Below are 26,118 nucleotides of genomic sequence, written 5' to 3'. Positions count from 1 at the left end.
TTCCGGCGGCGTTTTTTTGTGTCAGGCAGTCAAGCACTGACTGCCTGTCAGGACTGCATCAGATGCTGTCCAGCACTGCATTCAGGCTGGCGCTAGGACGCATGACCGCTTCCGTCTTCGCCGGATCTGGCAGGTAGTAGCCGCCGATATCCGTTTCCTTGCCTTGTACTGCTTTCAGCTCGGCAACGATCTTTTCTTCGTTGTCGGCCAGGGCCTTGGCCACTGGCGCAAAATGCGCTGCCAGTTCCGCATCGTCCTTCTGCGTAGCCAGGGCTTGCGCCCAGTACATGGCCAGGTAGAAATGGCTGCCGCGGTTGTCCAGCTCACCGGTACGTGGCGATGGCGACTTGTTGTTGTCCAGCAGCTTGCCGGTGGCTTCATCGAGGGTTTTCGCCAGGATTTTGGCCTTGGCGTTGCCCGTCTTGATGCCCATGTCTTCCAGCGACACGGCCAGGGCCAGGAACTCGCCCAGCGAATCCCAGCGCAAATGGTTTTCTTCCACCAGTTGCTTGACGTGTTTCGGTGCCGAACCGCCGGCGCCCGTTTCGTACATGCCGCCGCCGGCCATCAAAGGCACGATCGACAGCATCTTGGCGGAGGTGCCCAGTTCCAGGATCGGGAACAAATCGGTCAGGTAGTCGCGCAGGATGTTGCCGGTCACCGAGATGGTGTCCAGGCCGCGGAAGGCGCGTTCCAGCGTGTAACGCATGGCGCGTGTTTGCGACATGATCTGGATGTCCAGGCCCTTGGTGTCGTGCTCCTTCAGGTAAACCTGTACCTTCTTGATGACTTCGTTCTCGTGCGGACGGTAGGAATCGAGCCAGAACACGGCAGGCATGCCCGAGTTGCGCGCGCGCGTGACGGCCAGCTTGACCCAGTCGCGGATCGGCGCGTCCTTGACCTGGCACATGCGCCAGATATCGCCCTCTTCCACCGTTTGCGTCAGCAGCACTTCGCCCGTTTCCAGGTCGGTGATGTTGGCGATGCCGCCTTCAGGCACTTCAAACGTCTTGTCGTGCGAACCGTATTCTTCCGCTTGCTGCGCCATCAGGCCCACGTTCGGCACGGTGCCCATGGTCTTCGGATCGAAGTTGCCATGCCATTTGCAGAAGCCAATCATTTCCTGGTAGATCCGTGCGAAAGTCGATTCCGGCATGACTGCCTTGACGTCTTTCGGACGGCCATCGGCGCCCCACATCTTGCCGCCGATACGGATCATGGCTGGCATCGACGCGTCGACGATGATGTCGTTCGGCGAATGGAAGTTGGTGATGCCCTTGGCCGAATCGACCATGGCCAGTTCCGGACGATGCGCGTGGCAGGCGTGCAGGTCTTTCAGCACTTCATCTTTTTGCGACGCCGGCAAGGTTTCGATCTTGTCGTACAGGTTGCTCATGCCATTGTTGACATTCACGCCCAGCTTGTCGAACAGGGCGGCGTGCTTGGCGAACGCGTCCTTGTAGAAGATGCGCACGCAGTGGCCGAAAACGATCGGGTGCGAGACCTTCATCATGGTCGCCTTGACGTGCAGCGAGAACATCACGCCCGTCTTGAAGGCGTCGTCGATTTCCTTCTCGTAGAACTCCAGCAGCGCTTTCTTGCTCATGAACATGCTGTCGATGATTTCGCCCGCTTGCAGGGAAACCTTCGGTTTCAGCACGATGGTCTTGCCCGAGGCCGTGACCAGTTCCATCTTGACGTCGCGCGCCTTTTCCAGGGTCAGCGATTTTTCGCCATGGTAGAAGTCGCCGTGGTGCATGTGCGAGACGTGCGTCTGCGACGACTGGCTCCACTCGCCCATCGAATGCGGGTGCTTGCGTGCATACTCTTTGACAGCCTTCGGCGCGCGGCGGTCGGAATTGCCTTCACGCAGGACCGGGTTGACGGAGCTGCCGATGCACTTGCCGTAGCGGGCCTTCAAGGCTTTTTCTTCTTCCGTCTTCGCATCTTCCGGGTAATCCGGCAGCTTGTAGCCACGGCCTTGCAATTCGCGCACGCAGGCGATCAGCTGGCCTTGGGAAGCGCTGATGTTCGGCAGCTTGATGATGTTGGTGTCCGGATTCTGGGTCAATTTGCCCAGTTCAGCCAGGGTGTTCGGGACTTTTTGCGCGTCCGTCAGGAATTCGGGAAATTCAGCCAGTACACGCGACGCCACCGAAATATCGCTGGCGACCACGTCCACGCCAGCCGGCGCGGTGAATTTTTTGATAATTGGCAGCAGGGAATACGTCGCGAGCAGCGGCGCCTCGTCAGTCAGCGTGTAGATGATTTTGGATTTTTGTGTTGCCATGTTCATTCCCTTGTATGCGGTGATGCCTGGTGGTTAACTTTCTTCATTCCAAACACAGGACGGTTAGCCTTGCTTTGGACGGCTAGTGTGCCGGCGGTGACGCCGTGCTTGCCCACCACGTATTTTAGACTGTCCTGCCGCTGTTTGTGTATCCGATGGCGACGAATCTTATATAAGACAGCAAATATCGGGATCTGAAGGCCCAGGATGGCCATTTTCCGCGCTGAAATGCCCTCCAGGCACGCGCGCGGCATGGTCGTGAGCGTGGCAGCGATGACGATGTTAGTCATTATGGATCGTAATGATTCTCATTTATAATGTCGTGCATGCAATTCCTCCCTACTAACTTTATACGCTGCCCTTGATGCCCATTCCACATTCCCCACTCGCCCACCCCCACCTCACCACCCGGCTGATCCTCGCCGGCCTGCTCGTTGCCAGCGTCACGCCGCAGGCGATCGCCCAGGCGGCGGCCGAAGCATCCACCCCGCTCGCCACCGTGCTGGTGAATGGCCAGGCCGAAGCGGACGCCGGCGGACAGATCGCCAAAAGCGCGCGCGCCGGCATGCTCGGTGAAAAAGACTTGCTCGATACGCCCTTCAGCGTCAACAGCTACACGAGCCAGCGCATGCTGGACCAGCAGGCGCTGACCCTGGCAGAGGTGCTGGGCGGCGACCCATCGACCCGCTTCACGGGCCAGATCGGCGGCGTCACGGATTCGTTTTTCATCCGCGGCTTTCCCCTCAACGAGGGCAATCTGAGCGAAGTGGCGTTTGACGGCGTGTATGGCGTGTCGCCCAATTACCACCTGTTTACGGAATACCTGCAGAGCGTCGAAGTGCTCAAGGGACCAGCCGCTTTGCTGTACGGCATGTCGCCAAACGGCGGCGTGGGCGGCGTCGTCAATGCCGTGCCGAAACGCTCGCTGCCGCGCGACCTGACCCGCCTGACCGTCGACTACGGCTCGGGCTCGCAGGCTGGCGCCGCGATCGACGTCAGCCGCCGCTTCGGCGACGAGCGGCGTTTCGGCATCCGCGTCAATGGCTTGCACCGCCAGGGCCGCACGCCGCTCGACCACCAGACCTCGCGCGCGGAAGTGGCGGCCATCGCCCTCGACTACCAGGGCCAGCGGCTGCGCGCCTCGCTCGACGTGATCGAGCAATACCAGTGGATCGACGCGCCCACGCGCCCTTTCCTCGTGGCCGCGCGCCTGCCCGTGCCGCAAGCGCCCGATGGCCGGCGCAACATCGCCCAGTCCTGGGGCTGGTGGAAGTCGAACGACCTGGCCACCCTGGGCAAGCTCGAATACGATGTGAACGATAAAGTGACCGTGTTCGCCGATGTGGGCGGCACGCGCTCCGACGTGTCGCGCTATTCGGACCAGACGCCGACCATCACCAGCGCGGCCGGCGACATGACGGTCACGCCCATGAACTGGAAATTCCGCGTGCGGCGCGCCAGCGCCGACACGGGCGTGCGCACGCGTTTTCGCACGGGGGGCGTCGAGCATGCGCTGGTCGTGATGGGCAATGTCTACCGCGACGAGTTTGGCAACGTGAGCAATTCCGGCAAGCTCATCACTTCGAATATCTACCACCCTGTCGCCGTGCCCGATCCCGGCATTCCCGCTCCGGCCCGCGTGCCGAAACTGTCGGCCTCCACGCTGTCCAGCCTGGCCGTGGCCGATACGCTGGACATGCTGGACCAGCGCGTGCAGCTGACCCTGGGCGTGCGCCGCCAGCTGGTCGAATCGAAAAACTACCACGCCACCAGCGGCGCGCTCACCACGCATTACAAACAGGGCGCCCTGACGCCGCTGGCCGGCATCGTCGTCAAGCCGCTGCGCCACGTGTCGCTGTATGCGAACTATATCGAGGGCCTGAGCAAGGGCGATATCGCGCCGAACATCGCCAGCAACGCGGGCCAGGTTTTCGCGCCCTACAAGAGCAAGCAGTATGAAGTGGGCACGAAGGCCGATTTCGGCGTCGTGCTGGCGACCCTGGCCGTGTTCCAGGTGAGCAAACCCAGCGGCCAGCTGTATGGCAAGGTCTACAGCATGGATAGCGAACAGCGCAACCGTGGCCTGGAACTGAACCTGTCCGGCGCCGCCAGCAAGGCCGTGCGCCTGCTGGCCGGCGTCACCCTGCTCGACGGGCGCCTGGTGAAGACCAACAGCGCCGCCACCATCGGCAAGCGCCCCGTCGGCGTGCCCACGTCGATGGCCAACCTGGGCGGCGAATGGGATCTGCCGTACTGGCCGGGCCTGACGGCCACGGGCGCCGTCAGCTACACGAGCAAGCAGTTCGTCGACCAGACGAATCTGCAATCGGTACCGTCGTGGACCAAGGTCGACCTGGGCTTGCGCTACCGCACGGCCATCGCCGGCAAGACGACGACCCTGCGCGCCGGCCTGATGAACGCGTTTGACCGCCATTACTGGGCCGGCGTGGCTTCGTATGGCACCGTCTCGCAATCGGCGCCCCGCAGCGTGCAACTGTCGGCCGCCGTGGATTTTTAACGGACTCCAGCAGCAAAGTAAAAAAAGCAGCAAAAAGAGACCTACCCACCGCCGATGGCGACAGGATCCATTGCCGGCCCTGTCGCCATCGGCAAACAGCGGAACTCTCCGCATGACTGCGGTCTAACGGACCAGGGCAGTGGCGGGAGAACCCGCACCGCTCCACATTCCAGTCCTCCCTGCCCCTGCCAGGCACACCGCCGCCGCCACCGCGCTGGCAGCGCTGCATCAACACAGGCGTCACGCCGAACGACAACTACATTGATATTTATCAAATTGACTGCCCGATGCGTGGGCTACTGTCGGTGCCATCTTTGATTTGAAACAGAAACTCTGCTGCCAAGAATCGACCATTCCAGACACAACGCCAGTTTTCGCCAGGCTCTTCATTTCCCAGCCGATAACGCTCGCGAAGTGCGGTAACACGCAGCGTCCCCCTCCCTCGCCTACACGTGCCGGGGAAACTTTTGCTAGCGATTTTGCAGCTTTTTGATTAATGCACGTTAAAAAGGAATTTCGTATGAGCACGTATTCTGATATTTGCATCGTGGGCGCCGGCATCGGAGGCCTGACTTGCGCCAATCAACTGATCGACGCGGCCGCCAGCAGGAAGCTGCGCATCCGCGTATTCGACCTGAATGCCACCGTCGGCGGCCGCATCCAGTCGCGGAAAATAAACGGCGAGGAAATTGCCGAACTCGGCGCTGCCCGCTACTCGCCGCAGCTGCATCCGCATTTCCAGCAACTGATGCAGGGCAGCGGACTGCCGCATGCCGTCTACCCGTTCACCGAGGTCATCTCCCGCGATAGCGTGCTGGAGGAGCTGAAGGCAACGCTCGATGGCCTGAGCCCGATGCTGAAAGAGCATCCGAACGACTCCTTCCTCGCGTTCTTCAGCCATTACCTGGGCGCCGCCAGGGCCACCCAGATCATCAAGGCGACCGGCTATGACGCCTTGCTGCTGCCGATGGTATCGGCGGCCATGGCCTACGACATCATCAAGAAGCATCCGGAAACGCAGCACTTTACGGAAAACGCCGCCAACCAGTGGCACTATGCCACCGACGGCTACCACGCGTTGCTGTGCCAGTTGCAGCACCAGGCGCAGGCCGCCGGGGTGGAATTCCGGCTCGAACACCGCTTGCTGTCCGTTGAAAAATCCGGCGCCGAGCATGTGCTTGCCTTCAGCCACCACGGCGACACGCATATGCACCGGACACGCCATCTGGTAATGACCGTCCCGCCGTCCGCCATGCCGCGCCTGAACCTGGATTTTCCAAACGCCTGGAGCCCGTTCCAGTACGACTCCCTGCCCCTCTTCAAAGGATTCTTCACGTTCGACACGGCCTGGTGGGACGCGCTGGGGCTGACCGACAAGGTGCTGATGGCGGCAAATCCTCTGCGCAAGATTTACTTCAAGGGCGACAAGTACGTGCTGTTCTATACCGACAGCAAAAGCGCCACTTACTGGCGCGACAGCCTGGAGCTTGGTGAAGAGGTGTACCTGGAGCGTGTCCGCAGCCACCTGGAAGAAGTCCTGCCGCTCGATGGCCAGCCGCTGCCGCCGATCAAGGCGCACTTCCACAAGTTCTGGCCGCATGGCGTCGAGTTTTGCGTGGAGCCGGAAGCCGAGCATCCGGCCGTGCTGCTGCACCGCGACGGCATCATCTCCTGCTCGGATGCCTATACCGCGCATTGCGGCTGGATGGAAGGCAGCCTGATCAGCGCCCAGCAAGCCAGCGGCCTGTTGCTGCAGCGGCTGGATCAACGGGACGACGTCGTCGCCGCCGCCAACGATACCTTCATCACTTCCTCGACCGAGCGCGCATGAGCTTACTTGACTTCCCCCGCCTGCATTTTCGGGGTTTTGCCCGCGCCAATGTGCCGACGGGGAATCGCAATACGCACGGCAACATCGATATCGCCACGAATGCGGTATCGATGGCGGGCGAAGCTGTCGACCTGAGCCGGCCGCCAGCCGAATTCCATGCGCACCTGAAACAGCTTGCCCCCCGCTTCAACGCACAGGGCAAGCCCGATCCGGACGGCATCTTCAGCCTGGCGGCAGGCCACAATTTTGGCGGGAATAATCATTTCTCGTGGGAAAACGCGCGGATCACGGGTGTCCAGTTGCGGGAGGGCGAGGTCGATACGCAAGACGCGCTGGTGGGCGCCAGGCTGGGACTGTGGGGCCACTACAACGAGTACCTGCGCACGACGTTCAACCGCGCCAGGTGGATCGACAACAACCCGGCGCAACCGGACACCACGCTGATCTACGCCGGCCAGTTCACCCTGAGCGACAAGCTGGCCACGCCCAACACGCCCACCTTGTTCACGGCCGACATCGCGCAGGCGCACTCGGTGCGCTGGCTCGGCAGCGGCCATATCACGGAACGCAGCGGGCATTTTCTGGACGAGGAATTTGGCCGCTCGCGGCTGTTCCAGTTTTCCGTGGCCAAGCAGGACCCGCATTTCCTGTTCAATGCGGACCTGCCGCTGCCAGCCAGCATGCATGCCTTGCAGCAAGCCCTGGCCGATGACGAGGTGCTGGGCCTGACGGTGCAGTACTGCCTGTTCAATATGTCGACGCCGCTAAAACCCGACTCGCCCGTGTTCTACGACTTGGCCGGCAGCATCGGCCTGTGGCGGCGCGACGAGCTGGCCACCTATCCGGCAGGCCGTCTGCTGCAGCCGCGCCAGGCCAGCCTGGGGCCGGTGCTGGTGCAAGTGCATGCGGACCGCGTCGCGTTCAACATGCCGACGGCCATCCCCTTCACCACGCGCGACGCGGGCGCCGTCTCGGAACAGCATCCCACGCATGCCTTGGGCGGCAAGCAGGCGCTCGGCGAGCTGCTGCTGCGGGACGGCGCCGGCACCTTGCTGGCGCGCATACCGGAGCCGCTGTACCGCGACCACTGGCGCCATCACGGGGTCTTCGACGTGCCGCTGCTGCACGCTGGCGCCTCGGGTTCGCTCAGCCTGGGCAGCGCGCAGGCGCAGTGGAATGAAGCCGACTGGGTGCTGCAATCGGACGGCAACCAGCTGTACCTGGAAGCGCCGAACCATAAAAAGCACGAGCAATTTCCGCAGACCATCACCGTGCAAAGCCGCTTCCGCGGCGAGCTGGCGGCGCCCCCGTCCCTGGCGCAAGCGGAAGACGGCGCGCTGCTGGCCGTGCAGCAGCAGCCGTCGCCGCTCGGGCATGGCTACACGGCGCTGACCCTGACGGGACGCCAGCCGGGCGCGACCCGCATCGTGCTGGGGACCGGCAACGCCAAACAATACCTCGGCGTGCGCGTGCTGCCCGACGACTGGGACCTCGACGACGTGCCGGCCGAACAGGTCGACTACGCCTTCCTCTACCGGCATGTGATGAGTTACTACGAGCTCGTGTATCCCTTCATGTCGGACAAGGTCTTCAGCCTGGCGGACCAGTGCAAGTGCGAAACGTATTCGCGCCTGATGTGGCAGATGTGCGATCCGCAAAACCGCGACAAAAGCTACTACATGCCCAGCACCCGCGAACTGTCGCTGCCAAAATCGCGCCTGTTCCTGAAATACCTGACCCAGGTCGAGGCGGCAGCCGCGGCCAAGGCGGCGGTGCCGGAAGCGGCGGTGCCGCCTGTCATCGGCAGCAAGGCCGAGCTGATCGAGGAGCTGAAAAAGGCCATCGACCTGGAACTGTCGCTGATGCTGCAATACCTGTATGCCGCGTATTCGATTCCCAATTATGCGCAGGGGGAAGCGCTGGTGCAGGCCGGCCGCTGGCTGCCGGCCGAGCTGGATCTGGCCTGCGGCGCCGAGGACCGGCGCCGCAACAGCGGCACGCGCGGCGCCCTGCTGGAAATCGCGCATGAAGAAATGATTCACTACTTATTAGTGAACAATGTGCTGATGGCGCTGGGCGAGCCGTTTTACAGCGGTATGCCGCTGCTGGGCCAGCAGGCGCGCCAGCGTTTCGGCCTGGATACGGAATTTGCGTTCGAGCCATTTTCCGAACACGTGCTGGCCCGCTTCGTGCGCTTCGAATGGCCCGACTACATTCCCACGCCGGGCAAATCGATTGCCACCTTCTATATCGCGATCCGCCAGGCCCTGGCCGGGCTGCCCGGCCTGTTCGAGAGCGGCGGCGGCAAGCGCGGCGGCGAACACCATTTGTTCCTGAAAGAACTGACCAACCGCGCCTATCCCGGCTACCAGCTGGAAGTGTCCGACCGCGACAGCGCCTTGTTCGCCATCGATTTCGTCACGGAACAGGGCGAAGGCGTGGCCGTCGATTCGCCGCATTTCGCCTCGTCGCACTTCCAGCGGCTGCGCACCGTCGCCGGCAAGTTTTCAGCCTGCGACAAGCCGTTCGAGCCGGCCGTGCCGGCGCTGAAGAATCCCGTGCTGGAAGCGCGCGCGGACTGCACCGTGGTGACCGATCAGAAGGCGCGTGCCCTGATGCAACTGTATCAAGACTGCTACGAACTGACCTTCCTGATGATGGCGCACCATTTCGCGCAGCAGCCGCTGGGCAGCCTGCGCCGCTCGCGCCTGATGAACGCCTCCATCGACATCATGACCGGCCTGTTGCGTCCCCTGTCGGCCGCCCTGATGAACATGCCGTCCGGCGTGCCCGGCCGCCATGCGGGACCGCCCGTGCCCGCGCCCGTCAGCAGCAGGGTCAGCAGCGACTACAGCCTGGGCTGCGACATGCTGGCGCAGAAATGCCTGGCGCTGGCGCAGTACGCGCGCAGCCTTGAGAGCGATGCCATCGGCATGGCGCCGATAGAAATGTTGGAATTTTTTAATCAGCAACTTACCGATTTATCTCGGGGAAAGATGTCAAGAGAGGCTTGAAATGCATAAAATCATTATCGTCGGCGGAGGCCTGGCAGGTAGCCTCAGCGCCATTTATCTGGCGCAACGGGGACACGATGTCCACGTTGTCGAAAAGCGCGGCGATCCGCTGCTGGAAAACGCGGCAAACGCCGACCCGGTCAACTCGCGCGCCATCGGCGTGAGCATGACGGTGCGCGGCATCAAGGCCGTCCTGGGAGCGGGCATCAGCAAGCAGGAGCTCGACCAGTGCGGCGAACCCATCGTCGGCATGGCCTTCAGCGTGGGCGGGCGCCACCGGATACGCGAACTGACTCCGCTCGAAGGCCTGTTCCCCCTGTCGCTGGACCGCACCGCCTTCCAGCGCCTGCTGAACCGGCATGCCGCCAAGCACGAGGTGAAATATTACTTTGAGCATAAATGCCTGGATGTCGACCTGGAAAGAAAGATCGTGCTGATCCAGGGCCCGGACGGCGTCTTGCAGCAACTGCATGGCGACCTGGTCATTGGCGCCGACGGCGCCCACTCGGCCGTGCGGCGCGCCATGCAAAGCGGCATGCGCCGTTTCGAGTTCCGGCAAAGTTACTTCCGCCACGGCTACAAGACGCTGGTGTTGCCGAACGCGGCGGATCTGGGTTTCAGGAAGGATTTGCTGTACTTCTTCGGCATGGATTCCAAGGGCCTGTTTGCCGGCCGCGCGGCCACCATCCCGGACGGCAGCATCAGCTTTGCCCTGTGCCTGCCCTACACCGGCACGCCCAGCCTGGGCACGCTCAACCGCGAAGCCATGGCCGACTTCTTCAGCCGCTACTTCGGCACCCTGCCGCCGGAGCGCCGCAAGGAGATGCTGGACCAGTTCATGGCGCTGCCCAGCAACGACCTCATCAATGTCCGCTCCAGCACCTTCCACTACAAAGCCAATATCCTGCTGATCGGCGATGCGGCGCATGCCACCGCCCCCTTCCTCGGGCAAGGCATGAACATGGCGCTGGAAGACGTCCACGTCTTCGTTTCCCTGCTGGAAAAGCACGGCAACGCCCTGGGCCCTGCCCTGTCCGAGTTCACGCAGCAGCGCAAGGTGCAGGCGGACGCCATGCAGGACATGGCGATCGCCAACTATGAAGCCCTGAGCAATCCGAATCTGATTTTCTTCCTGCAGACGCGCTACACGCGCTACATGCACAAGAAATTCCCCCGTGTTTATCCGCCAGACATGGCGGAGAAACTGTACTTCACATCGGTTCCTTACGATGAATTGCAGCAAATCCAGAAGAAACAAAACGTTTGGTACAAACTTGGAAGGGTAAATTAATGAACATTCTCGTCATCGGCGCAGGCCCCGCAGGACTGCTGTTCGCCAGTCAAATGAAACAGGCCCAGCCCGGCTGGAATATCAGCATTACGGAAAAAAACACCCCGGAAGAAGTGCTGGGCTGGGGTGTCGTGCTGCCGGGACGCCCGCCCCGCCATCCCGCCAATCCGCTGTCCTACCTGGAGCAGCCGGAGCGGCTCAATCCGCAGTTCCTGGAAGAATTCAAGCTCGTGCATCACGACCAGCCCAATCTGATGAGCACCGGCGTGACCCTGTGCGGCGTGGGGCGCCAGGCCCTGGTGCAGGCCCTGCGCGCCAAGTGCGTGGCGGCCGGCATCACGATCAGTTACGAATCGCCGCCAGCGGACAAGGCGCAGCTGGAGGCCGAGTACGACCTGGTGGTGGTATCGAATGGCGTCAACTACAAATCGCTGGACTTGCCGCCGGCGCTGGCGCCGCACATCGATTTCGGCCGCAACAAATACATCTGGTACGGCACCACCCAGCTGTTCGACCAGATGAACCTGGTGTTCCGCAGCAATGAGCACGGCATTTTCATCGGCCATGCCTATAAATACTCGGACACGATGAGCACCTTTATCGTCGAGTGCAGCGAAGAAACGTACGCCAGGGCCGGGCTGGAAGCGCTGTCCGAGCGCGACGCCGCCGCGTACATCGCCAACACATTCAAAGCCGAACTCGGCGAGCACGGACTGCAGAGCCAACCGGGCCAGGGCTGGCGCAACTTCATGACCCTCAGCCACGACCAGGCCTGCGACGGCAAGTTCGTCCTGCTCGGCGATGCGCTGCAATCGGGGCATTTTTCCATTGGCCACGGTACCACCATGGCCGTGGTGGCAGCCCTGCTGCTGGTCAAGATCCTCAATACCGAAGCTGGCACGGCCGCGGCCCTGGACAGTTTCAATGCCCGCGCCGTGCCCCTGGTGCAACTGTTCAAGGAGCACGCCAACAGCAGCCGCCTGTGGTTTGAAAGCGTTGGCGAGCGTATCGAACTGAGCAATGAAGAGCTGACCGCCAGCTTCGACGCCCGCCGCAAGGACTTGCCGTCGCTGCAGGAAGCGCTGATGGCCAGCCTTGGCTACGCGCTGGGCCGCTAAGGGAGACACCATGCCGACACACGTCTCACCGCCGCTGTTGCCGATGCAATGGAGCAGCGCCTATGTTTCCTACTGGACGCCGATGCAGGCGGATGACCAGGTCACGTCCGGCTATTGCTGGTTCGACTATGCGCGCAACATCTGCCGCATCGATGGCCTGTTCAATCCCTGGTCGGAAAAGGAACATGGACACCTGCTGTGGATGTCGGAAATCGGCGACGCCAGGCGCGAACAAAGCCGCAAGCAGAAAGTGGCTTACGCCAGGCAGGCGCAGGCAACTGGCGAGCAGCTGCAGGGCACGGCGCTGGCCGACGAGGTGACGCCGTTCCATGACCTGTTCCTGCCGCAAGCGGTGCTGGTCGACGGCAGTGCCCGTCACGACGGCCTCCACAGCGTGCTGGGCCGGGAGGCGGACGCCTGGGTAGTCGAACGGACGGGCAAGCCGCCATCGGTCTTTTACCTGGAGGCCGGTGGCAACCGCCTGTTGCGCATGGTCACTGGCAACGACCCGCAGCACCTGTCGGTACGCGACTTTCCCAATCTGTTGGTCGGCGACATTCCGGACAGCGTCTTTACGTCTTGCAACACCTGACCAGGACGTGGCGCGCGCCCCGGCCGCATGCGGCAGTAGCGCGCGCCACGCCTGGCGGGTGTTTTTGTTATTACTCTCGAAGGATATTGCTATGCCGCTGGTTGTTTACATTTTGGGGTTGACGATCTTTTCGTTAACCACCTCCGAATTCATGGTGGCGGGCATGATGCCGTCGCTGGCCCTGGCCATGGACGAACCGGTGACACGCATCGGCTACCTGATCTCGCTCTACGCCATGGGCATGGTCATCGGCGGACCGCTGAGCACCATCGTCCTGCTCAAGCTGCGCGTGCCGAACAAGCAGGGCCTGCTGTGGCTGCTGGGCTTTTATGTGCTGGCCCAATCCGTCGCCGCGTCCGCTACCAGCTATGACATCCTGGCCATCGCGCGGGTGGTCACGGGTGTGGCCGCCGCCACCTGCTTTGGCCTGTCCCTGGCGATCTGCGCCGACATCGTCGCGCCCGACGCGCGCGGACGCGCCGCCGCCGTCGTGATTGGCGGTCTCATGCTCGCTTCCGTGGTGGGCGTGCCGGTCGCCACGCTCATCGACCAGCACCTGGGATGGCGCGCCAGCTTCTGGCTGGTGGTGCTGCTGGCGCTGATGTGCCTGGCGCTCATCAGCGTACTGGTGCCGCCCTCCAAACCATCCGAGGTCGTCAGCCTCGGCAAGGAACTGGGGGAATTCCGCAACCGCCACCTGTGGGCGGCGTACGCCAGCAGCGGCCTCATCATCGGAGCGATTTTCGCGGCCTTCAGCTACTTCGCGGCCCTCCTGACGCAAATTACAGGATTTCAAGCTTCCGACATCCCCTGGCTGCTGGGCGTCTACGGCGTCGCCAACGTGGTGGGCAATGGCGTGGTCGGCCGCTATGCGGACCGCTACACCACCGTCATCATGGTCTGGGGCATGGTCATCCTGAGCATCAGCCTGGCGCTGTTCGCCGTCTTTGCGCACGACAAGACCATCAGCGTCACCTTGCTGGTCGTCACGGGCCTGGTCGGCATGTCGATGAATCCCGCCATCATCGCCCGCGTGATGAAAACGGCCCATCCGGGGCCGCTGGTCAACACGGTGCACACGTCCGTCATCAACATCGGCCTGGGCGCCGGTTCCTGGCTCGGCGGCCTCGGCATCGCCGCCGGCTACGGCTTGCGCTCCCCGCTGTGGGTCGGCGTCGCACTGGCCGTGCTTGGCCTCATCAGCTTGCTGCCTTACCTCGGGCACAAGTCGCGCGATTCGGTGTTGTCGCACTAGCGGCTGGCGGCGCGGTGTTAGGTGCTGACTGGTTTGATGCGTCGTGCGCGCGTCGCCAGCCAGCACAGGATGGCGCCGCCGCACACCATCGCCGAACCTTGCCAGAAAGCCAGCGACAGCGGCGTGCGCAGCAGCAGCGACGACAGCGCGGCGGACAGCACGGGGATGAAATACGAGGCGCCGGCCAGGATCGTGACGTTGCCGTGCAAAATGCCCACGTTCCAGGCGCCGTAGCCAAAGCCCATGGCGCCGGCCGCCAGCAGCAGGTAGATGACGGCCTCGACAGTAAACACCATGGGGCCGCCGCCTTGCAGCAGGTATTTGATCCACAAGCTGACGGAAACGAGGATGAAGAACAGGGTCACGCCATTCTTGCCCTGCGCGATGCGCGCCGTCACGGTGCAATACGCGGCCCAGATCACCGCGCCGGCAAAGGCCAGGCCATAGCTGAGCGGGTTGCCGCGCACGTTGGCCACGCTGCCGGCCAGATCAAAACCCTGTTCGCCGCCCAGCACCCAGCTGATGCCGGCGACGGACAGCAGGAAACCCGGCACGATGAGGAAATTGCTCTTCTGCCCATTGAACACGATGGCCGCGACGATGGTGAAGGTTGGCCACAGATAGTTCACCATACCCACCTCAATGGCCTGGCGCGCCGTGCTGGCATAGCCTATCGACAGCGCCAGGCACAGCTCATAAGTGACGAACAGCAGGCTGCCCCAGAGCAGATAGCGGCGTGGAAATTCGCTCGGTCGCGTGCAACCCACGGACAGCAGCAGGAACACCGACGCCACGCTGTACATCATCGCCGCCCCGCCCGTGGGTCCCAGCAGGTCGATGACATTGCGGATCAGTCCGATAATCGAGCTCCACAGCAGAATGGCGCCCAGCCCGGTCAGGGTGGCCTTGTTGGTATTTTTCATGTTTATGTCATTCAGATGATGCAGTTACACGCCCGGTGTCGTTCTCCAGGGCAATCAGCGGTGAGAATTATTGAAATTCCATCAATTATTTGCGGATACTATATTCCAGTAGCCAAACTTACACTCTTCTGTGTCAGGATCCTTGTCGCGTCACCTGATTTACCGTGGCATCGGCAAATTTCTCCTTCCCGCCCATACATAAAAATTATAAAAGGAAGTATCCTCAAGCCCAGCCTACCCGAATTACGCGCAGCATACTGATAGCGCGTGATCGCGATTGCTTACCAGCCGAGCAGGACATCCTGCTTCCAAATACACCGCGACTGAAATCGCCAGACAGAAGACAATTTATGCGAAAAATAATGCAAAAAACTCGTTCCATGATTATTTTTACCATGCTGGCCAGCTTGGCCATGCCTGTCTTGTCGGCGGATAAGCCGCTATCGTTGCCAGACCGCCTGGCCACCCTACGCACGACTATCACAATCGATCATGGAAAGATGGCTGGTTCCGGCGCTACGACATTGCTAAACGCGGGCCTGGAAAGCCAGTTCGTACTCATCGGCGAAGACCATGGCATTGCAGAAATTGCGAATTTTTCGGCGGCGTATTTTGAAGAACTGGCAAAGCAAGGATTTACGACGCTGATTATCGAAAATGGGCCGGCGGTTGCTGATGCTTTGGAAAAAACGTTGAAATCCGATACCGGCGTCGCTGGCATAGCGGCATTTAATAAGGCATATCCGGTAGCGACTGCGTTTTACAAATGGCAAGCTGAGGCCCAATTCCTGGCGCGTATCGCGAAAGCTGCCGGACCATCGTTCCATTTAGTGGGAATGGATCAGGAACTCATGGGCGCTTCGAAATATTTGCTCGATCAAATGGCCGAGCAACCGCTTGGTCCTTTGGCGAAATCAAAAATCGAGGCCTTCCGCAAGCTTGAAAGCGACGATTATCGCCGAGCGTCGGAGAGCGGAGATCCGCGAGAGCTTTTCATGGTAAAAATCAAAGAAGAAGAATTAGTCGCATTACAGAAACTGCTCACGACACCCAAGGAAATGCCCGCCCTGGAGATGTTGAATTCCTTGATTGATAGCCGCAGCATTTATGCCAAAAACATGACGCCGGGACAAGGGTATTCGTCCAATACACAGCGTGCCAGGCTAATGAAGCAGTATGTGGCCAGCCATTTGACGCTTGCGCCTGCACAGCGCATGTTGCTGAAAGCCGGTGCAGTGCATGTATTCCGGGGCTATAACCCGCTTGGCGCCGGTAGCCGGGAGATCGGCAATTATTTGGCTGAATATGCGGAAGGCCGCGGAAAAAAATCGCTGCATGTGCTGGTGCTGGCGTCCAAAGGCCAGCAGTCGCAATTTGCCGGCATTGGGCGCGCGTCTGCCATCACAGAAATCGAAAAAGTCGATACCAAGTCCGCCATGGCTGGCGTGTTGCCCTTCTTTGCCGCGGCGAGTGAACATAAGGAATGGTCATTGTTCGACGTGCGCCCCTTGCTGGGATCGGCCAAATCCCTGGCGAATGGAGACAGCAGTGTTCAGGGCATGATTCAGGGCTACGATTTTGTACTGGTCATTCCCGACGGGAACGCAACGTCGGACCTGTGACAATATCGCCATCATGGTTCGGCCTGAACCCGGCCAGTCTCACCAAGGGCGATCCGGGTAACTCGCGCCAGTGTGAAAGACAACAGGGCCTGGCCTGTTTTTGGGCAGGTCCGAGTGCCTGTATTTGGGCGCACCTGGACTATCTGCCTTCGGCATACGGGCGCACGGCTGACGCAATGGCCCCTCAACGTCGGCGCGCCAATCCCTTGCTGCCCAGTGCTATCGCAGTTATAACGGACGTGAGCTACACTACGGCATGCTGCTGACGGGCCTCGGCCTAATGGGCTTCATGACACGCCAGCATAATAAGCAAGCTTGGAAATGGAAGGTCACCTATGAGGTGGCTTAAGGCGCATCAACTTGCGTATGAGACTGGGAGGCATTCCCGATGCGGTTTGAAATGCCCTGGTCATGTGGGCCAAATCAGAAAAACCTTCGTCAAAGGCAATCATCGTAAGGCTGTCGAAGGATGAGAGGCGATGCGATGCGCGAATCAAGCGCGACGCTTGTCTAAGGGCTTCAGCGGTTATATTTGACTCCCGCAAACGGCGCTCCAAAGTGCGCTGGTGGCAGCCCAGCTTGCGGGCGACACTGGCGATGGGAAGGTGTCCCTCGCTTTCAAACACCAGAGCCACTTCTCCGGCAGCGGACGCCTCCACACCCAGGATATTGGCAATGCTGGTCAAGCTGCGCGTCTCTGCTCCGTTCGGCAACTGCGCATTGCGCCGCGTGGTCGCCATCATGGTTTCCACAATCGCCAGGGTGCCTTGGCGGCAGCCATCAGGATCATCGCCATCGGCCGCAAGCGTTCCATCTGCGCCATTGCAGGAGGCACTGCTGGGCCGACGCGCGTAGCCACTGGCACCAAGGCTAGTCTGCACGCCAAGTTTGGCTGACTGGTTATAGACGTTGAACGCGATCAACACATCGGCTTCGCGCTGGAATGACGATAGAAGCAGATAGCCAGGGTTGATGTCGGTGGCGAGGAAGTCGTTGACCATGCGCTCGACCACACCGGCCCCAGCTCCCTCAGCCATTCTGGCGCGGCCAGCGGCATGGTAGCGCTGATATGGCAGGTGGCCACTGATGGCGTGCGACACCGCGGAGACGAACCTGGTCATCGGCGTCCAGCCAGCCTTGCCCTCGAGCGCATTTACGACAACATGATAGGCAAGCGAGTTCGGCATTCCTGATCCCCAGTTTGATATTTTGACGATGCCTCGGCAAGCGCCCGATCGATGCAAAGCAAGCCAGGATTACCCGCATACGAAAATGGCCGCAAAGGTCGCAGCCATGGAATCATGCTTACAAAAGGGAAATCCCCTGAGTGCCTCAATCGCCAAACGTCAGTTACGAATTGCCATACTACAACACCACTGTTAAAAAATGGCGTTTATATAACATTATTATGTTCTATATCTTAAGAAAATCAGTAGCCGAGGCTGTACAGCGTCAATCGCCGTCTGGCTTACTGCCGCCGGGATCGGGTGGGACGGTGCAGGCATTGCAAGCCATGTTTTTGCCTGCCTCCGAACTCGACACCGGGTTGCGTACGCGAGACCAGGAGTGGCAAATTTTGAACCCCAGAGCTCAGACTCAAGCCGGCGGCGTGACTAGCTTCAGTTCGCGCATCGGCGCCCCCTCAGGATCGTCACCTTCGATGCACGCGTTGATACTGCCGTCAGTCAGTACCTTGGCCGAAGACGATCCGTACTTCCTGAGCCGGAATCGGGACGATCGCACGGCAGCTGGATCGATGATTTTGCCGCTCAAGGAAAGGATCAAGAGTGCTATCGCATCAACAGATAACATCCCCCGATAGCTGGAAAGCGTACCTGTGCTCAGTTGGAACGGGACACCACTGATACATATCAACGATATTTTCAAAAAATTAATATTATTACATTTGAATAGTTTTTCTTTAGTCGAAACATGTAGGATTTGTATTGCTTACATCCTGGAGCTAGTCGCCAGACCTCAATTTGAGATAGCAGACTCAACCATTCAACCAAGTCGAAAGGAACAAGATGAAATCCCAGATGCGTCATGCCGCAATGATCGTTTCGCTGTTGTCCGCCTCCTCCTGTGCTTTGGCGCAGGTTCCAAATCGATGCCCATCGCTGGCGTTTTATGGCAATGCCGCCACCAGCGGCCTCTGCAAAAGCCTCAGCCCTGCTACGCAAAACCTGCAAGTGTGTGAATTGACGGCCGCACAACCCGACGTTCACTTGACCTTCGGTCTCCAGCCAAATGGCGTGAACCCGCCCGTCCCTCTCCACCTGACAGTGCGCACTCAGGCCAACAACTGCGAACAAGCGACCAATATCGTCCAGAACGCTGCCGGAGCGTTTGTCGCGCAAAGCAACGCCCTGCTCTGTGGCGTCGACCCCGTCACCTATGTTCAACGCATGAACGCTCAAACGATTGTCCCGGGGAGCAACGGTCAAAGCGCTTGTCGCACAGCATTCATCAACGCACAGACGGGCGGTAAATTGACGCCAGCAGTGGCGCAAGGCTACCTCAATGCTTGCAACACCGGAGGCCTGGCGAATGCCGCATGTCCATGATGTGAAGCGGCAAGCACCAAAGGCGACAAGAAATGAACGGCATTCCGAGTGCGAGCGAAGGCATGTTGAAAGGCTAGCGAGTGTCCAGCAGACTCGTGGCGATTCACAGTGATCCGGAAAGGAGATAAAAATGAGTAAAGGTAGCGGTAATAACGGAGGCCGTAGTGCTGGCTCCCAGGGCGGTGGCAGTAAAGGTGGCGGGGCAGCTGGCGGTGGGCAAGGAAATGGCGGAGGGTGGCCAAGTGGAACGGGCAAGCCATCCGGCGGAGGGCGCAGCAATGCACCCGCTGGCGCTGGCAACAAATAGGTCTGGCGCTGGTTTAGCTTAATAATTCCGTCGAGAGGAACCGCCCGCAAGCTAAGCTTATGGACTCCCTTGACGTGAAAACGGCCGCAGGAAGCGGCAGTATCGTTTGGGGCTGGACAGCGGGTCAACAACCCATTGCCCCAGATTTGCCCCAAGTTCCTATTTGTAGACAAAATCAATATCGGAGTTGTGGCATGCTATCGCGATGTGGGAGGAGCATGCCATGGCAACGAAATATCCACTCAACGGCACGGAGCCGTCAAGCAGAGCCGGCGGCAGACCACCTGCGTTGAAGCCTGAGCATATCGCAGTTTTACACGATATCGTAATGGAGCGCGCGCAGGCCCGCTTGCAGGAAATCTCCGACGAACTTCATCACCGCTGTGCTTTACGCGTGTGCGCAGCAACGATTCGTCGCGCGCTAGGTGCCGTACGGCGCAAGCCGGTACAATCTGACATCCGCAAAGATGGTCTTGAGGACAATTTTTCACTCCTCTTTCTAGGTAATTTTGTTATCTAAGTGATATTTGGTGATAATTTTTTCAATTTTCGCCATTAGTATGACAAGACACTAGGGAGAAAAATCATGCGTATACATGCTTTTACTATGTTCGTCATAGTTGGGATCAGCTTGCTCAGTGGTTGTGCAGCCCAGATGTCCAAATCGATTGGTCAACGGGTTGACGTATCGGAACAATGCCGACAAGTGCAAGAAGATCCCCTGCCGAACGCTGCTCCCAGCAATATACTCACCGCGCATCTTGGCAACTTCGGCGACTGTGATGTATGGCTAAATCAAAGCAAGAAACACTACGAATTCCTGCCCTTGTGCGCATTTGCACAAATCCAGACCAAGTATGACTACGAGTTCTCAACCGGCGAGGCCGAGATGCTCAGGAAAGCGGAGCTAGACAAGTTTGAGAAGGTCGTCACGCAACTGAATGAGTTGAGAGACCTTGTCAATCAGAAAAAAGATGCACTCGAAAACAGCCTGCAAAGCCCAGAGCAAAACCGGCTGGTTGCCGTAGCAAATGCAGTGAATCAAATCGATCCGGCAGCGATACGCCAAAAGCTCGCTGAGCTGCGCACCAGCATCAACGTACTACGGCAGACGCTGTATAAGGACCGTCAGCTGTTCAGCCAGCAAATGGCCATCGAGTTGGCCGCCTGGGATACCAACTTCCGAGCCACCCTTGACCAGTTTGACCGACTTCTGTCCGGCGACTACCGGCTTGTCATCAGCGACACGCTGCGCAACCAAGTTATCGTCCATGTCGCTCGGCGCAGTCTCGACATGCTGCACAGCGCGTTGCGGCCAGCCGACGCCATCATCAACAAACTGGACCAGCAAGGCTACGGCGTCATCAGCGTCAGCTACATGGCTTTCGGTCCCGATATCCAGAAAAGCGTCAACAAGGCCAAGCTAAAGATCGAAGGCATTTACCAGGAACGGCTGAAAAAAACCGGATCGGATAACCCGAAATACCTGCAGCAATTCATGCGGGAGATGCGGCGCGCTGCCTGCAGCAATCTGCAGCAGGGCACGCAATTTTCCATGCTGACCGAGATCGTCGACACGCTGTTCATCACGGACATCAAGGACGATGCAGCGAACAAAACCATCATCGAAGACAAGCTGGTAGAGTACGATGCGACAGGATCGGCTCACGGTGCCCATGAATTGTTCGGCAGCATTAGCGCATCTTATGCAGCGATGGTGGACGGGCAAAAAGCGCCGCCAGCACCGCCCGTCGCGCTGCACGTTTCCCTTGCTAACGAGTGGGCCGCACGCCAGATGCTGCTGGTCGAAAAGATGGAAACAAGGGTCAAGGCCGGCGCGCGCGTGCCCGAAAAAGACAAGTATGGGCAAATCTCGCCGCCAGAAATTATCTTCCCAACACTGGAACAAGTCGATGAGGCCTCCGTAACGCGGATTGCGGACGCCGCCAGTGCCAAGGTCATCGACGACGCCGCACGCAGCGCACCGGCCTTGCTTGTCAGCCAGACCGGTGTGGCAGGCAGCGACCTGCAGGTGGCGATAGCCAACAACATCAACGTATCCGCCGCCGCGTATGCCGTCAGCCAGGCTTCGGCGACGCTGAACGCCAACTTCAACATCAATAACAGCAATACCTTCAACCCCACCAATACCGTCGCGCCGGTGATCAATGTGGCCCCGTATCCCGCTGGCGGCGGCAGCGGCGGCGGCACTGCCGCCACGCCGGACGCTGGCGCGTCGTTCTGCGCCAGCGGCTATTTTGCCGCCCACAACACAGCATGCGTGCGCGACGGGCGCGACTACGTGGTGACTTTCGCCCCCAGCAAATCCTTCGCCAGCAATGCCTGCAGCAGCCAGACGATCGACACTGAACTGAAACTGTTGGCCGCTGCTGCGGTCCACCATGCTGAAAGCACCGGCGGCCGCTTCAACGCGTCGATTACCGGCCTTGCCTCACCGCCCGCTGCCTCAGCGTCAAACTGCGGCGCCAGGGTCGCGCCCCGCTGCACCTACGTCAATCAGATTCGGGATGCGGTCAAGATCGATGGCTGTCCGGCAGCCGGCACCAAAGACAGCGGCAATCGCATACTGTCTGCCGCACGGGCAGCCGCTGCCGCCAAAACGCTGGAGGACGCCGCGCCCGGCCTGATCCTGGTGAATGGGCTGTCGGCACAGGGCGCCGACAGCGCCTACGGGGTCGCAAACGAAAATCTCGATATCGATCGGACCGTCGTCGTTCGTCTGCAAACCGTCCGTTAAGCGAGCGGTTTGCACGTAGGTTTTTTCCACAATCCGTATAGAAAATTTGCGTCGACCTATAAGATGTCGGCATACGGCAAAGCAGCACTGTGTCACGCTTCCTTGGTCACTAAACTAAATACGCGGGCTTCACGTATTTTGCCCTCACGTATTAGCAAACAGTCCGTTGATATTCTTTCCGGTAATCACATCCGGTCCAAAATAGCAGCTATAGCTACCTGAATCGCCACCTATAGCTTAGGCTCTCCTGATCCATGGCTCTTGAAAGATGAAGAGCCAATGATCGTGTTGAGACCTGGGTGTCCTGCCAGACTCCTGGTTCGCGATCTCACAGCTGCCGGATCCAACGAGGAGATTGGGGCCGACCTGCCTATCCCCTGCCCTGCAGAAACTCCTACTGCGCGCTAGCAAATGCCGCTTGAGCTTCGGCAGGCTCAGACAGGATATCTTCCATGGCTAAACACCCTGCGACTTTATAGCTCAGGTTTTTGCAGGGCTCCGACTTTGGCTTGACGTGTAGGCGGTGCCCGCGGTTTGGGGCTGGCTGCCGCAGCCGGTGCTGACGTTTGAATGTCGATCGGTACTGCAACGCATCGTGCTGGTCGCGATGCATTAGAGCGTACGCTCACGCTGCCCGCCTCAGCTGATTGGTACACATCGATATGGATCGGGTTATATTGACCACAGAGACAATTACGCTTCGCCCAGGCTTCGCCGCGGAAGCCTAGCTGAGTTTATAGCATCTACATCTCAAGCATCTTGCTTCGAAGCTTTTTCTGCATGCCAAAACCTCAGAGTGCCGTCAACGCCTCAAGGCCCACAAGGACAAGTTTGACCCCGTTTGAGGTATCGTAGTCTTGTGACGATCGGTATTTCTGGAGCCTGATTGTATACACCAGTTGCTGATTCAGCGCGGACATGTTGCGGTAAGCCAATCAAGTGTCGCCCACAATACCTCACCATCATTATGACGGCGATATCGGTGACTGTCTGGATCCGCCTGCCAATTACCCCAAACCTGACTTCTAAGCGCGGCATGCCCGGCAGTGGTAAGCCAGTCGCCGCTATTCGGCGCATTTTCCAATTGCAGGCTCTGGGTGAGCTCGATTCCTAAACGCGGTCTCGCAGCCGCCCCCTGAGCAGCGATCTCGTCGCCCTCGTCTATACCTATTCCATAAATCTCCGGCTGCCACACTAGTGGGAATGCGCAGGCCAGTTGATCAAGCTCGCCGATTAGCCGGTGCTGCTTTCCTTGAAGAAGCCCTTGGCGGCGCTGGCCATGTCTCCATAAGACTTGATCTGCGCTTGCGCGCCCTGCTGGGCTGCTGTGGCTTGAGCCTTGGCGATCTTAGTCGGATCACCGCCGGCGTCCTTCATTGAGGCCGCCAGTTGCGCTGCGACACCAGCCTGCGTGCGTTCGTAGCCAGTCAGCGCTGTGGTCAGGCCGCCGATCGCTTTCCCCACAGCACCGAACGATTCGGCCATGCCGGTGGCAGCAGCCTGCGCCACCGTGTCGACGGCCGTCAAAATATCCAGCAGTTCCTTGGCCTTGGCGACGTCGGTGCCAGCCTCCTGGGCCTGGGCGACACCTTGCGCGGCGCGCAAGCGGCTCAAGCTGTCGATCTTACGATTATTCAGCTCGATGGTCTTCTCGCTATTCGCGAAGCCAGCCAAGGCCGCGTTCTGCTCCTCCAAGTCGGCAATGGCCAGTGCCGTCTTGGCTGCTGGCAGCAAGCCGTAAGTGCGGATCTGTGTGGGTGATGCGGGTTACAGGTTGCAGAACCAGCGAATCTTGACAGGGACCATCCAGCGGTCGCCGTCCTCGCGGCCGTCTGCGATTTCAGGCGTGCGCTCGATCTGCACGGTCACATCGCCCTTCGTGAAGCTTGCGCCGCGCCGAAACAGCTCCCTGATCATTTCAGCGCGCGCGCCGGCAACGGCAGTGCCCTGCCCTGACGGATACATCAGGCTGACCTGGAAGATGCCGCGCTCCTGGCGCGAGCCGTCGCCCATGGAGTGATTGGCAGGTTCCGCCGGCAGCAGGTAGGCGGCCTGATACGGCCGGCCAGTAACCGGCGTGTAGGGCACGTTCTGCCATGCGGTGTCGATGGATGGCGCGAGTCTGGTCAGTGCCGTCTCCAGTGCCGCGCGTATTGTTGCTTGGCTCATAATTTATAGCTCGAATAGCCTTGAGCGAACTCGCTTGCGGTGGTGCCGTCGCGCACGCCGTTCACAGCATTGTCCACAATGGTGCGGAATTCCACGACCGTCAGCATCACCACGCCGACGGGCGCCTGGCGGGACCAGCCCTCTTCGATGCGTTTCGCATAAGGCAGGTTGTTCACGAGATAGATCACGTCGCCCGCCTTCGCCGCACTGATCGTGCTGCCGTGGGCGGCAATCGTGGCACTGCCGTCCTTGTCGATCAGGTCGCGCACGCCAGCAGACGGTGAGCCGATGGAGAGCTGCAAGTTGGCGCGGAAGCGGCCACCGGTATAACCAGGTGGCGGCATGTGCTTCCAGAACTTAGCATCACCTACCGGCGAGCGATGCATCACCTTGTTGTCGATCTTCATGGTGATGGCGCGCACCACCAAGTCCTGATTGGCCTTGGTCTTGGCGATGAATTCGGCGATCTGCATGGAAAACGACATACTGGCCATCAAATCCCCCTGAGTTGCAGCGTGCGCAGCACTGCCACGTCGACCGGCGCGGTGGTTTCGACGGCCTTGACCGTGTAGTTGGCGCCGCCGAACAGCACCAGGTCGGCGGCGGTAGGCTGCGGCATCGGCGCGCCATTACGCTGCAGTGGTGACAGCAGCAGCTTCTGGTCGCCCGCCTGGATCAACATGCCGTCGATGTTCTCGGCCTCGTAATTGATCTTGACACCCTTGCCTTCGTAGTCAGTGGTCGCGCTGGGCGCCGTGCCCAGGCCCGGATCGTACTCGCCGGTCACGACCTGGCGCAGCACCACGATGCCGCCCTTGCGGCGCAGGGACTGGTCGGCGCGCACGGCGGCCTGGTGTAGTCGGTCATGCGCTGTCACTCCAGTCCGCCTTGATCATCCGTTTTGTCATGCCGTTTTCGAACAACATGTTCGTGCCGTAGTCGTGGCAGTCCAGAAACTCACCCGACATGCCGTAGTTGCGACGCTTGAAGTCGCAGAGGAAGGCCGGCATCTTCTCCGGATATTGAGCATCACCGGCGGCGCGCGTGCGCTCCATCACCAGGATGGTGCCATTCGGGCTGATCCAGCGGCAGGCGGCGAACCAGCGCGACAGCGGCGTATCCTTGACGCGCTGCCAAGTTTCCCATTCAACGACGTTCTGGAAGTATCCGGCCCGCTCCTCGATCTTGATAACGCAGTCTGGCACCAGTGAGCTCGTCCAGACCGCACGTGACATGCCGGTGTAGATGAGGTCGTCGCATTGCAGGCCGAACGCCACGCGGTGTATTGTTGGATTGGTACTCATGCCCGTGTCACCTTCATCGAATTGCCGCCGCCGGCCGTGCCGAAGTACGGCGCCAGGAGCGCGTCCACGGCCACGAAGCGCTCGCGCGCGTCCTTGGTGTTCTGGAAGTACTCCGTTTCCCGCGGGCCGGTCTTGTCCTTCTTGATGGCGTTCGAGCCGGTGTCGAGGTCGGGAAGCAGGTCTTCGCCGTTGCCGGCGCGCACGGCCAGGTCAATGCAAGCATTCACCACGTCCACCGGCACGATGATGCTGGGCACAATGAAGCTGTCGACCACGACGTTGTAGCGTGGCCAATCCAACGCCTGATGCTGATACACCCGGCGGCCGGCCCAGCGCGTGCGGTAGGAGGCCATGAACTGAACCGCCTTGCGCAAGGCGATCTCCTTGGATGCCTCGGCCAGCGCTGCCCAAGCGGTCAGGCCCAGGCTGGCACAACGCGCATCAGCCGCGGCGACGCTGGCATATGAGTCTGCGTCTGCCAGGCCGGCACCTGTTTCGATGATGATCGAAATTTATTCCTATTACTTTGATAACAAAAATATATCCAGCAAATACCGCA

Annotated in this window: 22 protein-coding genes; 12 read left to right on the top strand and 10 right to left on the bottom strand. The window is 60.1% G+C overall.

The features are described 5' to 3' along the window. Positions 1-58 precede the first annotated feature (58 nt). On the bottom strand, positions 59-2,290 hold the full coding sequence (locus ACPJXG_RS12280; protein ID WP_099402183.1) for an NADP-dependent isocitrate dehydrogenase: 2,232 nt from the start codon (positions 2,288-2,290) through the stop codon (positions 59-61). Between the two features lie 2 nt (positions 2,291-2,292). Then, entirely contained in the window at positions 2,293-2,580 is a 288-nt protein-coding gene (locus ACPJXG_RS12275; protein WP_278316106.1) for a hypothetical protein, read from the bottom strand. Between the two features lie 74 nt (positions 2,581-2,654). Here ACPJXG_RS12275 and ACPJXG_RS12270 point away from each other — a divergent pair, with 74 nt between their 5' ends. The 7 genes from ACPJXG_RS12270 to ACPJXG_RS12240 all read left to right on the top strand — a co-directional run bounded on the left by ACPJXG_RS12270 (position 2,655) and on the right by ACPJXG_RS12240 (position 13,909). Further along, positions 2,655-4,808 carry a TonB-dependent receptor gene (locus ACPJXG_RS12270; protein ID WP_402718465.1) on the top strand — a complete coding sequence of 718 codons (2,154 nt, stop codon included), beginning with the start codon at positions 2,655-2,657 and terminating at the stop codon, positions 4,806-4,808. A gap of 520 nt (positions 4,809-5,328) precedes the next feature. Next, the gene (locus ACPJXG_RS12265; RefSeq protein ID WP_219313819.1) at positions 5,329-6,639 is read left to right on the top strand and encodes an FAD-dependent oxidoreductase; all 1,311 of its coding nucleotides are present in this window, start codon (positions 5,329-5,331) and stop codon (positions 6,637-6,639) included. Further along, positions 6,636-9,653: an iminophenyl-pyruvate dimer synthase VioB gene (gene vioB, locus ACPJXG_RS12260; RefSeq protein ID WP_425254418.1), complete on the top strand. Its 3,018-nt coding sequence runs from the start codon at positions 6,636-6,638 to the stop codon at positions 9,651-9,653. The genes ACPJXG_RS12265 and vioB overlap by 4 nt, the downstream gene beginning before the upstream one ends. 1 nt (position 9,654) lies before the next feature. Next, on the top strand, positions 9,655-10,944 hold the full coding sequence (locus tag ACPJXG_RS12255) for an FAD-dependent oxidoreductase (RefSeq protein WP_035819422.1): 1,290 nt from the start codon (positions 9,655-9,657) through the stop codon (positions 10,942-10,944). Further along, on the top strand, positions 10,944-12,062 hold the full coding sequence (locus tag ACPJXG_RS12250; protein WP_425254417.1) for a tryptophan hydroxylase: 1,119 nt from the start codon (positions 10,944-10,946) through the stop codon (positions 12,060-12,062). Before ACPJXG_RS12255 ends, ACPJXG_RS12250 begins: the two co-directional genes overlap by 1 nt. A gap of 10 nt (positions 12,063-12,072) precedes the next feature. Continuing rightward, on the top strand, positions 12,073-12,654 hold the full coding sequence (gene vioE / locus ACPJXG_RS12245) for a violacein biosynthesis enzyme VioE (protein ID WP_099402241.1): 582 nt from the start codon (positions 12,073-12,075) through the stop codon (positions 12,652-12,654). 91 nt (positions 12,655-12,745) lie between these two features. Continuing rightward, complete coding sequence (locus tag ACPJXG_RS12240) at positions 12,746-13,909, top strand: MFS transporter (RefSeq protein ID WP_425254416.1); 1,164 nt, start codon at positions 12,746-12,748, stop codon at positions 13,907-13,909. A 17-nt stretch (positions 13,910-13,926) separates the two neighbouring features. Here the strand turns inward: ACPJXG_RS12240 and yddG are convergent, their stop codons facing one another. Beyond that, positions 13,927-14,832: an aromatic amino acid DMT transporter YddG gene (gene yddG / locus ACPJXG_RS12235; RefSeq protein ID WP_425254415.1), complete on the bottom strand. Its 906-nt coding sequence runs from the start codon at positions 14,830-14,832 to the stop codon at positions 13,927-13,929. Positions 14,833-15,212: 380 nt separating this feature from the next. On the opposite strand from yddG, the gene ACPJXG_RS12230 reads away from it, so the two are divergent. Next, entirely contained in the window at positions 15,213-16,454 is a 1,242-nt protein-coding gene (locus tag ACPJXG_RS12230; RefSeq protein ID WP_425254414.1) for a hypothetical protein, read from the top strand. A gap of 329 nt (positions 16,455-16,783) precedes the next feature. Here the strand turns inward: ACPJXG_RS12230 and ACPJXG_RS12225 are convergent, their stop codons facing one another. Beyond that, positions 16,784-17,641, bottom strand: a complete 858-nt coding sequence (locus tag ACPJXG_RS12225) for a helix-turn-helix domain-containing protein (RefSeq protein WP_425254413.1) — start codon at positions 17,639-17,641, stop codon at positions 16,784-16,786. A 140-nt stretch (positions 17,642-17,781) separates the two neighbouring features. Between ACPJXG_RS12225 and ACPJXG_RS12220 the strand changes: the two genes are divergently transcribed. The 4 genes from ACPJXG_RS12220 to ACPJXG_RS12205 all read left to right on the top strand — a co-directional run bounded on the left by ACPJXG_RS12220 (position 17,782) and on the right by ACPJXG_RS12205 (position 22,086). After that, positions 17,782-18,276, top strand: coding sequence for a hypothetical protein (locus ACPJXG_RS12220; RefSeq protein ID WP_425254412.1), 495 nt, complete (start codon positions 17,782-17,784; stop codon positions 18,274-18,276). A 205-nt stretch (positions 18,277-18,481) separates the two neighbouring features. After that, entirely contained in the window at positions 18,482-19,021 is a 540-nt protein-coding gene (locus ACPJXG_RS12215; RefSeq protein ID WP_139143344.1) for a hypothetical protein, read from the top strand. A 530-nt stretch (positions 19,022-19,551) separates the two neighbouring features. Beyond that, positions 19,552-19,848 (top strand): helix-turn-helix domain-containing protein, encoded by a 297-nt coding sequence (locus ACPJXG_RS12210; protein WP_425254411.1) that lies wholly within the window; start codon positions 19,552-19,554, stop codon positions 19,846-19,848. Between the two features lie 135 nt (positions 19,849-19,983). Further along, positions 19,984-22,086: a hypothetical protein gene (locus ACPJXG_RS12205; protein WP_425254410.1), complete on the top strand. Its 2,103-nt coding sequence runs from the start codon at positions 19,984-19,986 to the stop codon at positions 22,084-22,086. Between the two features lie 1,233 nt (positions 22,087-23,319). Here the strand turns inward: ACPJXG_RS12205 and ACPJXG_RS12200 are convergent. Genes ACPJXG_RS12200 through ACPJXG_RS12175 form a run of 6 tightly spaced genes read right to left on the bottom strand, consistent with a single transcriptional unit; the run spans position 23,320 to position 26,059 of the window. Continuing rightward, a complete protein-coding gene (locus ACPJXG_RS12200) occupies positions 23,320-23,820 on the bottom strand; it encodes a hypothetical protein (RefSeq protein ID WP_402718479.1) in 501 nt (166 codons plus the stop codon). A gap of 33 nt (positions 23,821-23,853) precedes the next feature. After that, positions 23,854-24,255 carry a DUF4128 domain-containing protein gene (locus ACPJXG_RS12195; protein ID WP_219313699.1) on the bottom strand — a complete coding sequence of 134 codons (402 nt, stop codon included), beginning with the start codon at positions 24,253-24,255 and terminating at the stop codon, positions 23,854-23,856. Further along, positions 24,252-24,749 (bottom strand): hypothetical protein, encoded by a 498-nt coding sequence (locus tag ACPJXG_RS12190; protein ID WP_425254409.1) that lies wholly within the window; start codon positions 24,747-24,749, stop codon positions 24,252-24,254. The genes ACPJXG_RS12195 and ACPJXG_RS12190 overlap by 4 nt, the downstream gene beginning before the upstream one ends. After that, entirely contained in the window at positions 24,749-25,132 is a 384-nt protein-coding gene (locus ACPJXG_RS12185) for a hypothetical protein (protein ID WP_425254408.1), read from the bottom strand. The genes ACPJXG_RS12190 and ACPJXG_RS12185 overlap by 1 nt, the downstream gene beginning before the upstream one ends. Then, a complete protein-coding gene (locus ACPJXG_RS12180) occupies positions 25,119-25,559 on the bottom strand; it encodes a hypothetical protein (RefSeq protein ID WP_425254407.1) in 441 nt (146 codons plus the stop codon). Before ACPJXG_RS12180 ends, ACPJXG_RS12185 begins: the two co-directional genes overlap by 14 nt. After that, complete coding sequence (locus ACPJXG_RS12175) at positions 25,556-26,059, bottom strand: DnaT-like ssDNA-binding protein (protein ID WP_425254742.1); 504 nt, start codon at positions 26,057-26,059, stop codon at positions 25,556-25,558. The genes ACPJXG_RS12180 and ACPJXG_RS12175 overlap by 4 nt, the downstream gene beginning before the upstream one ends. Positions 26,060-26,118 lie beyond the last annotated feature (59 nt).

It is taken from the genome of Janthinobacterium sp. NFX145, assembly GCF_049810325.1.
Taxonomy (GTDB): Bacteria; Pseudomonadota; Gammaproteobacteria; order Burkholderiales; family Burkholderiaceae_D; genus Janthinobacterium; species Janthinobacterium rivuli.
Note: the sequence above shows the minus strand (reverse complement) of the source record. Positions and strands in the feature narration are given on the sequence as shown.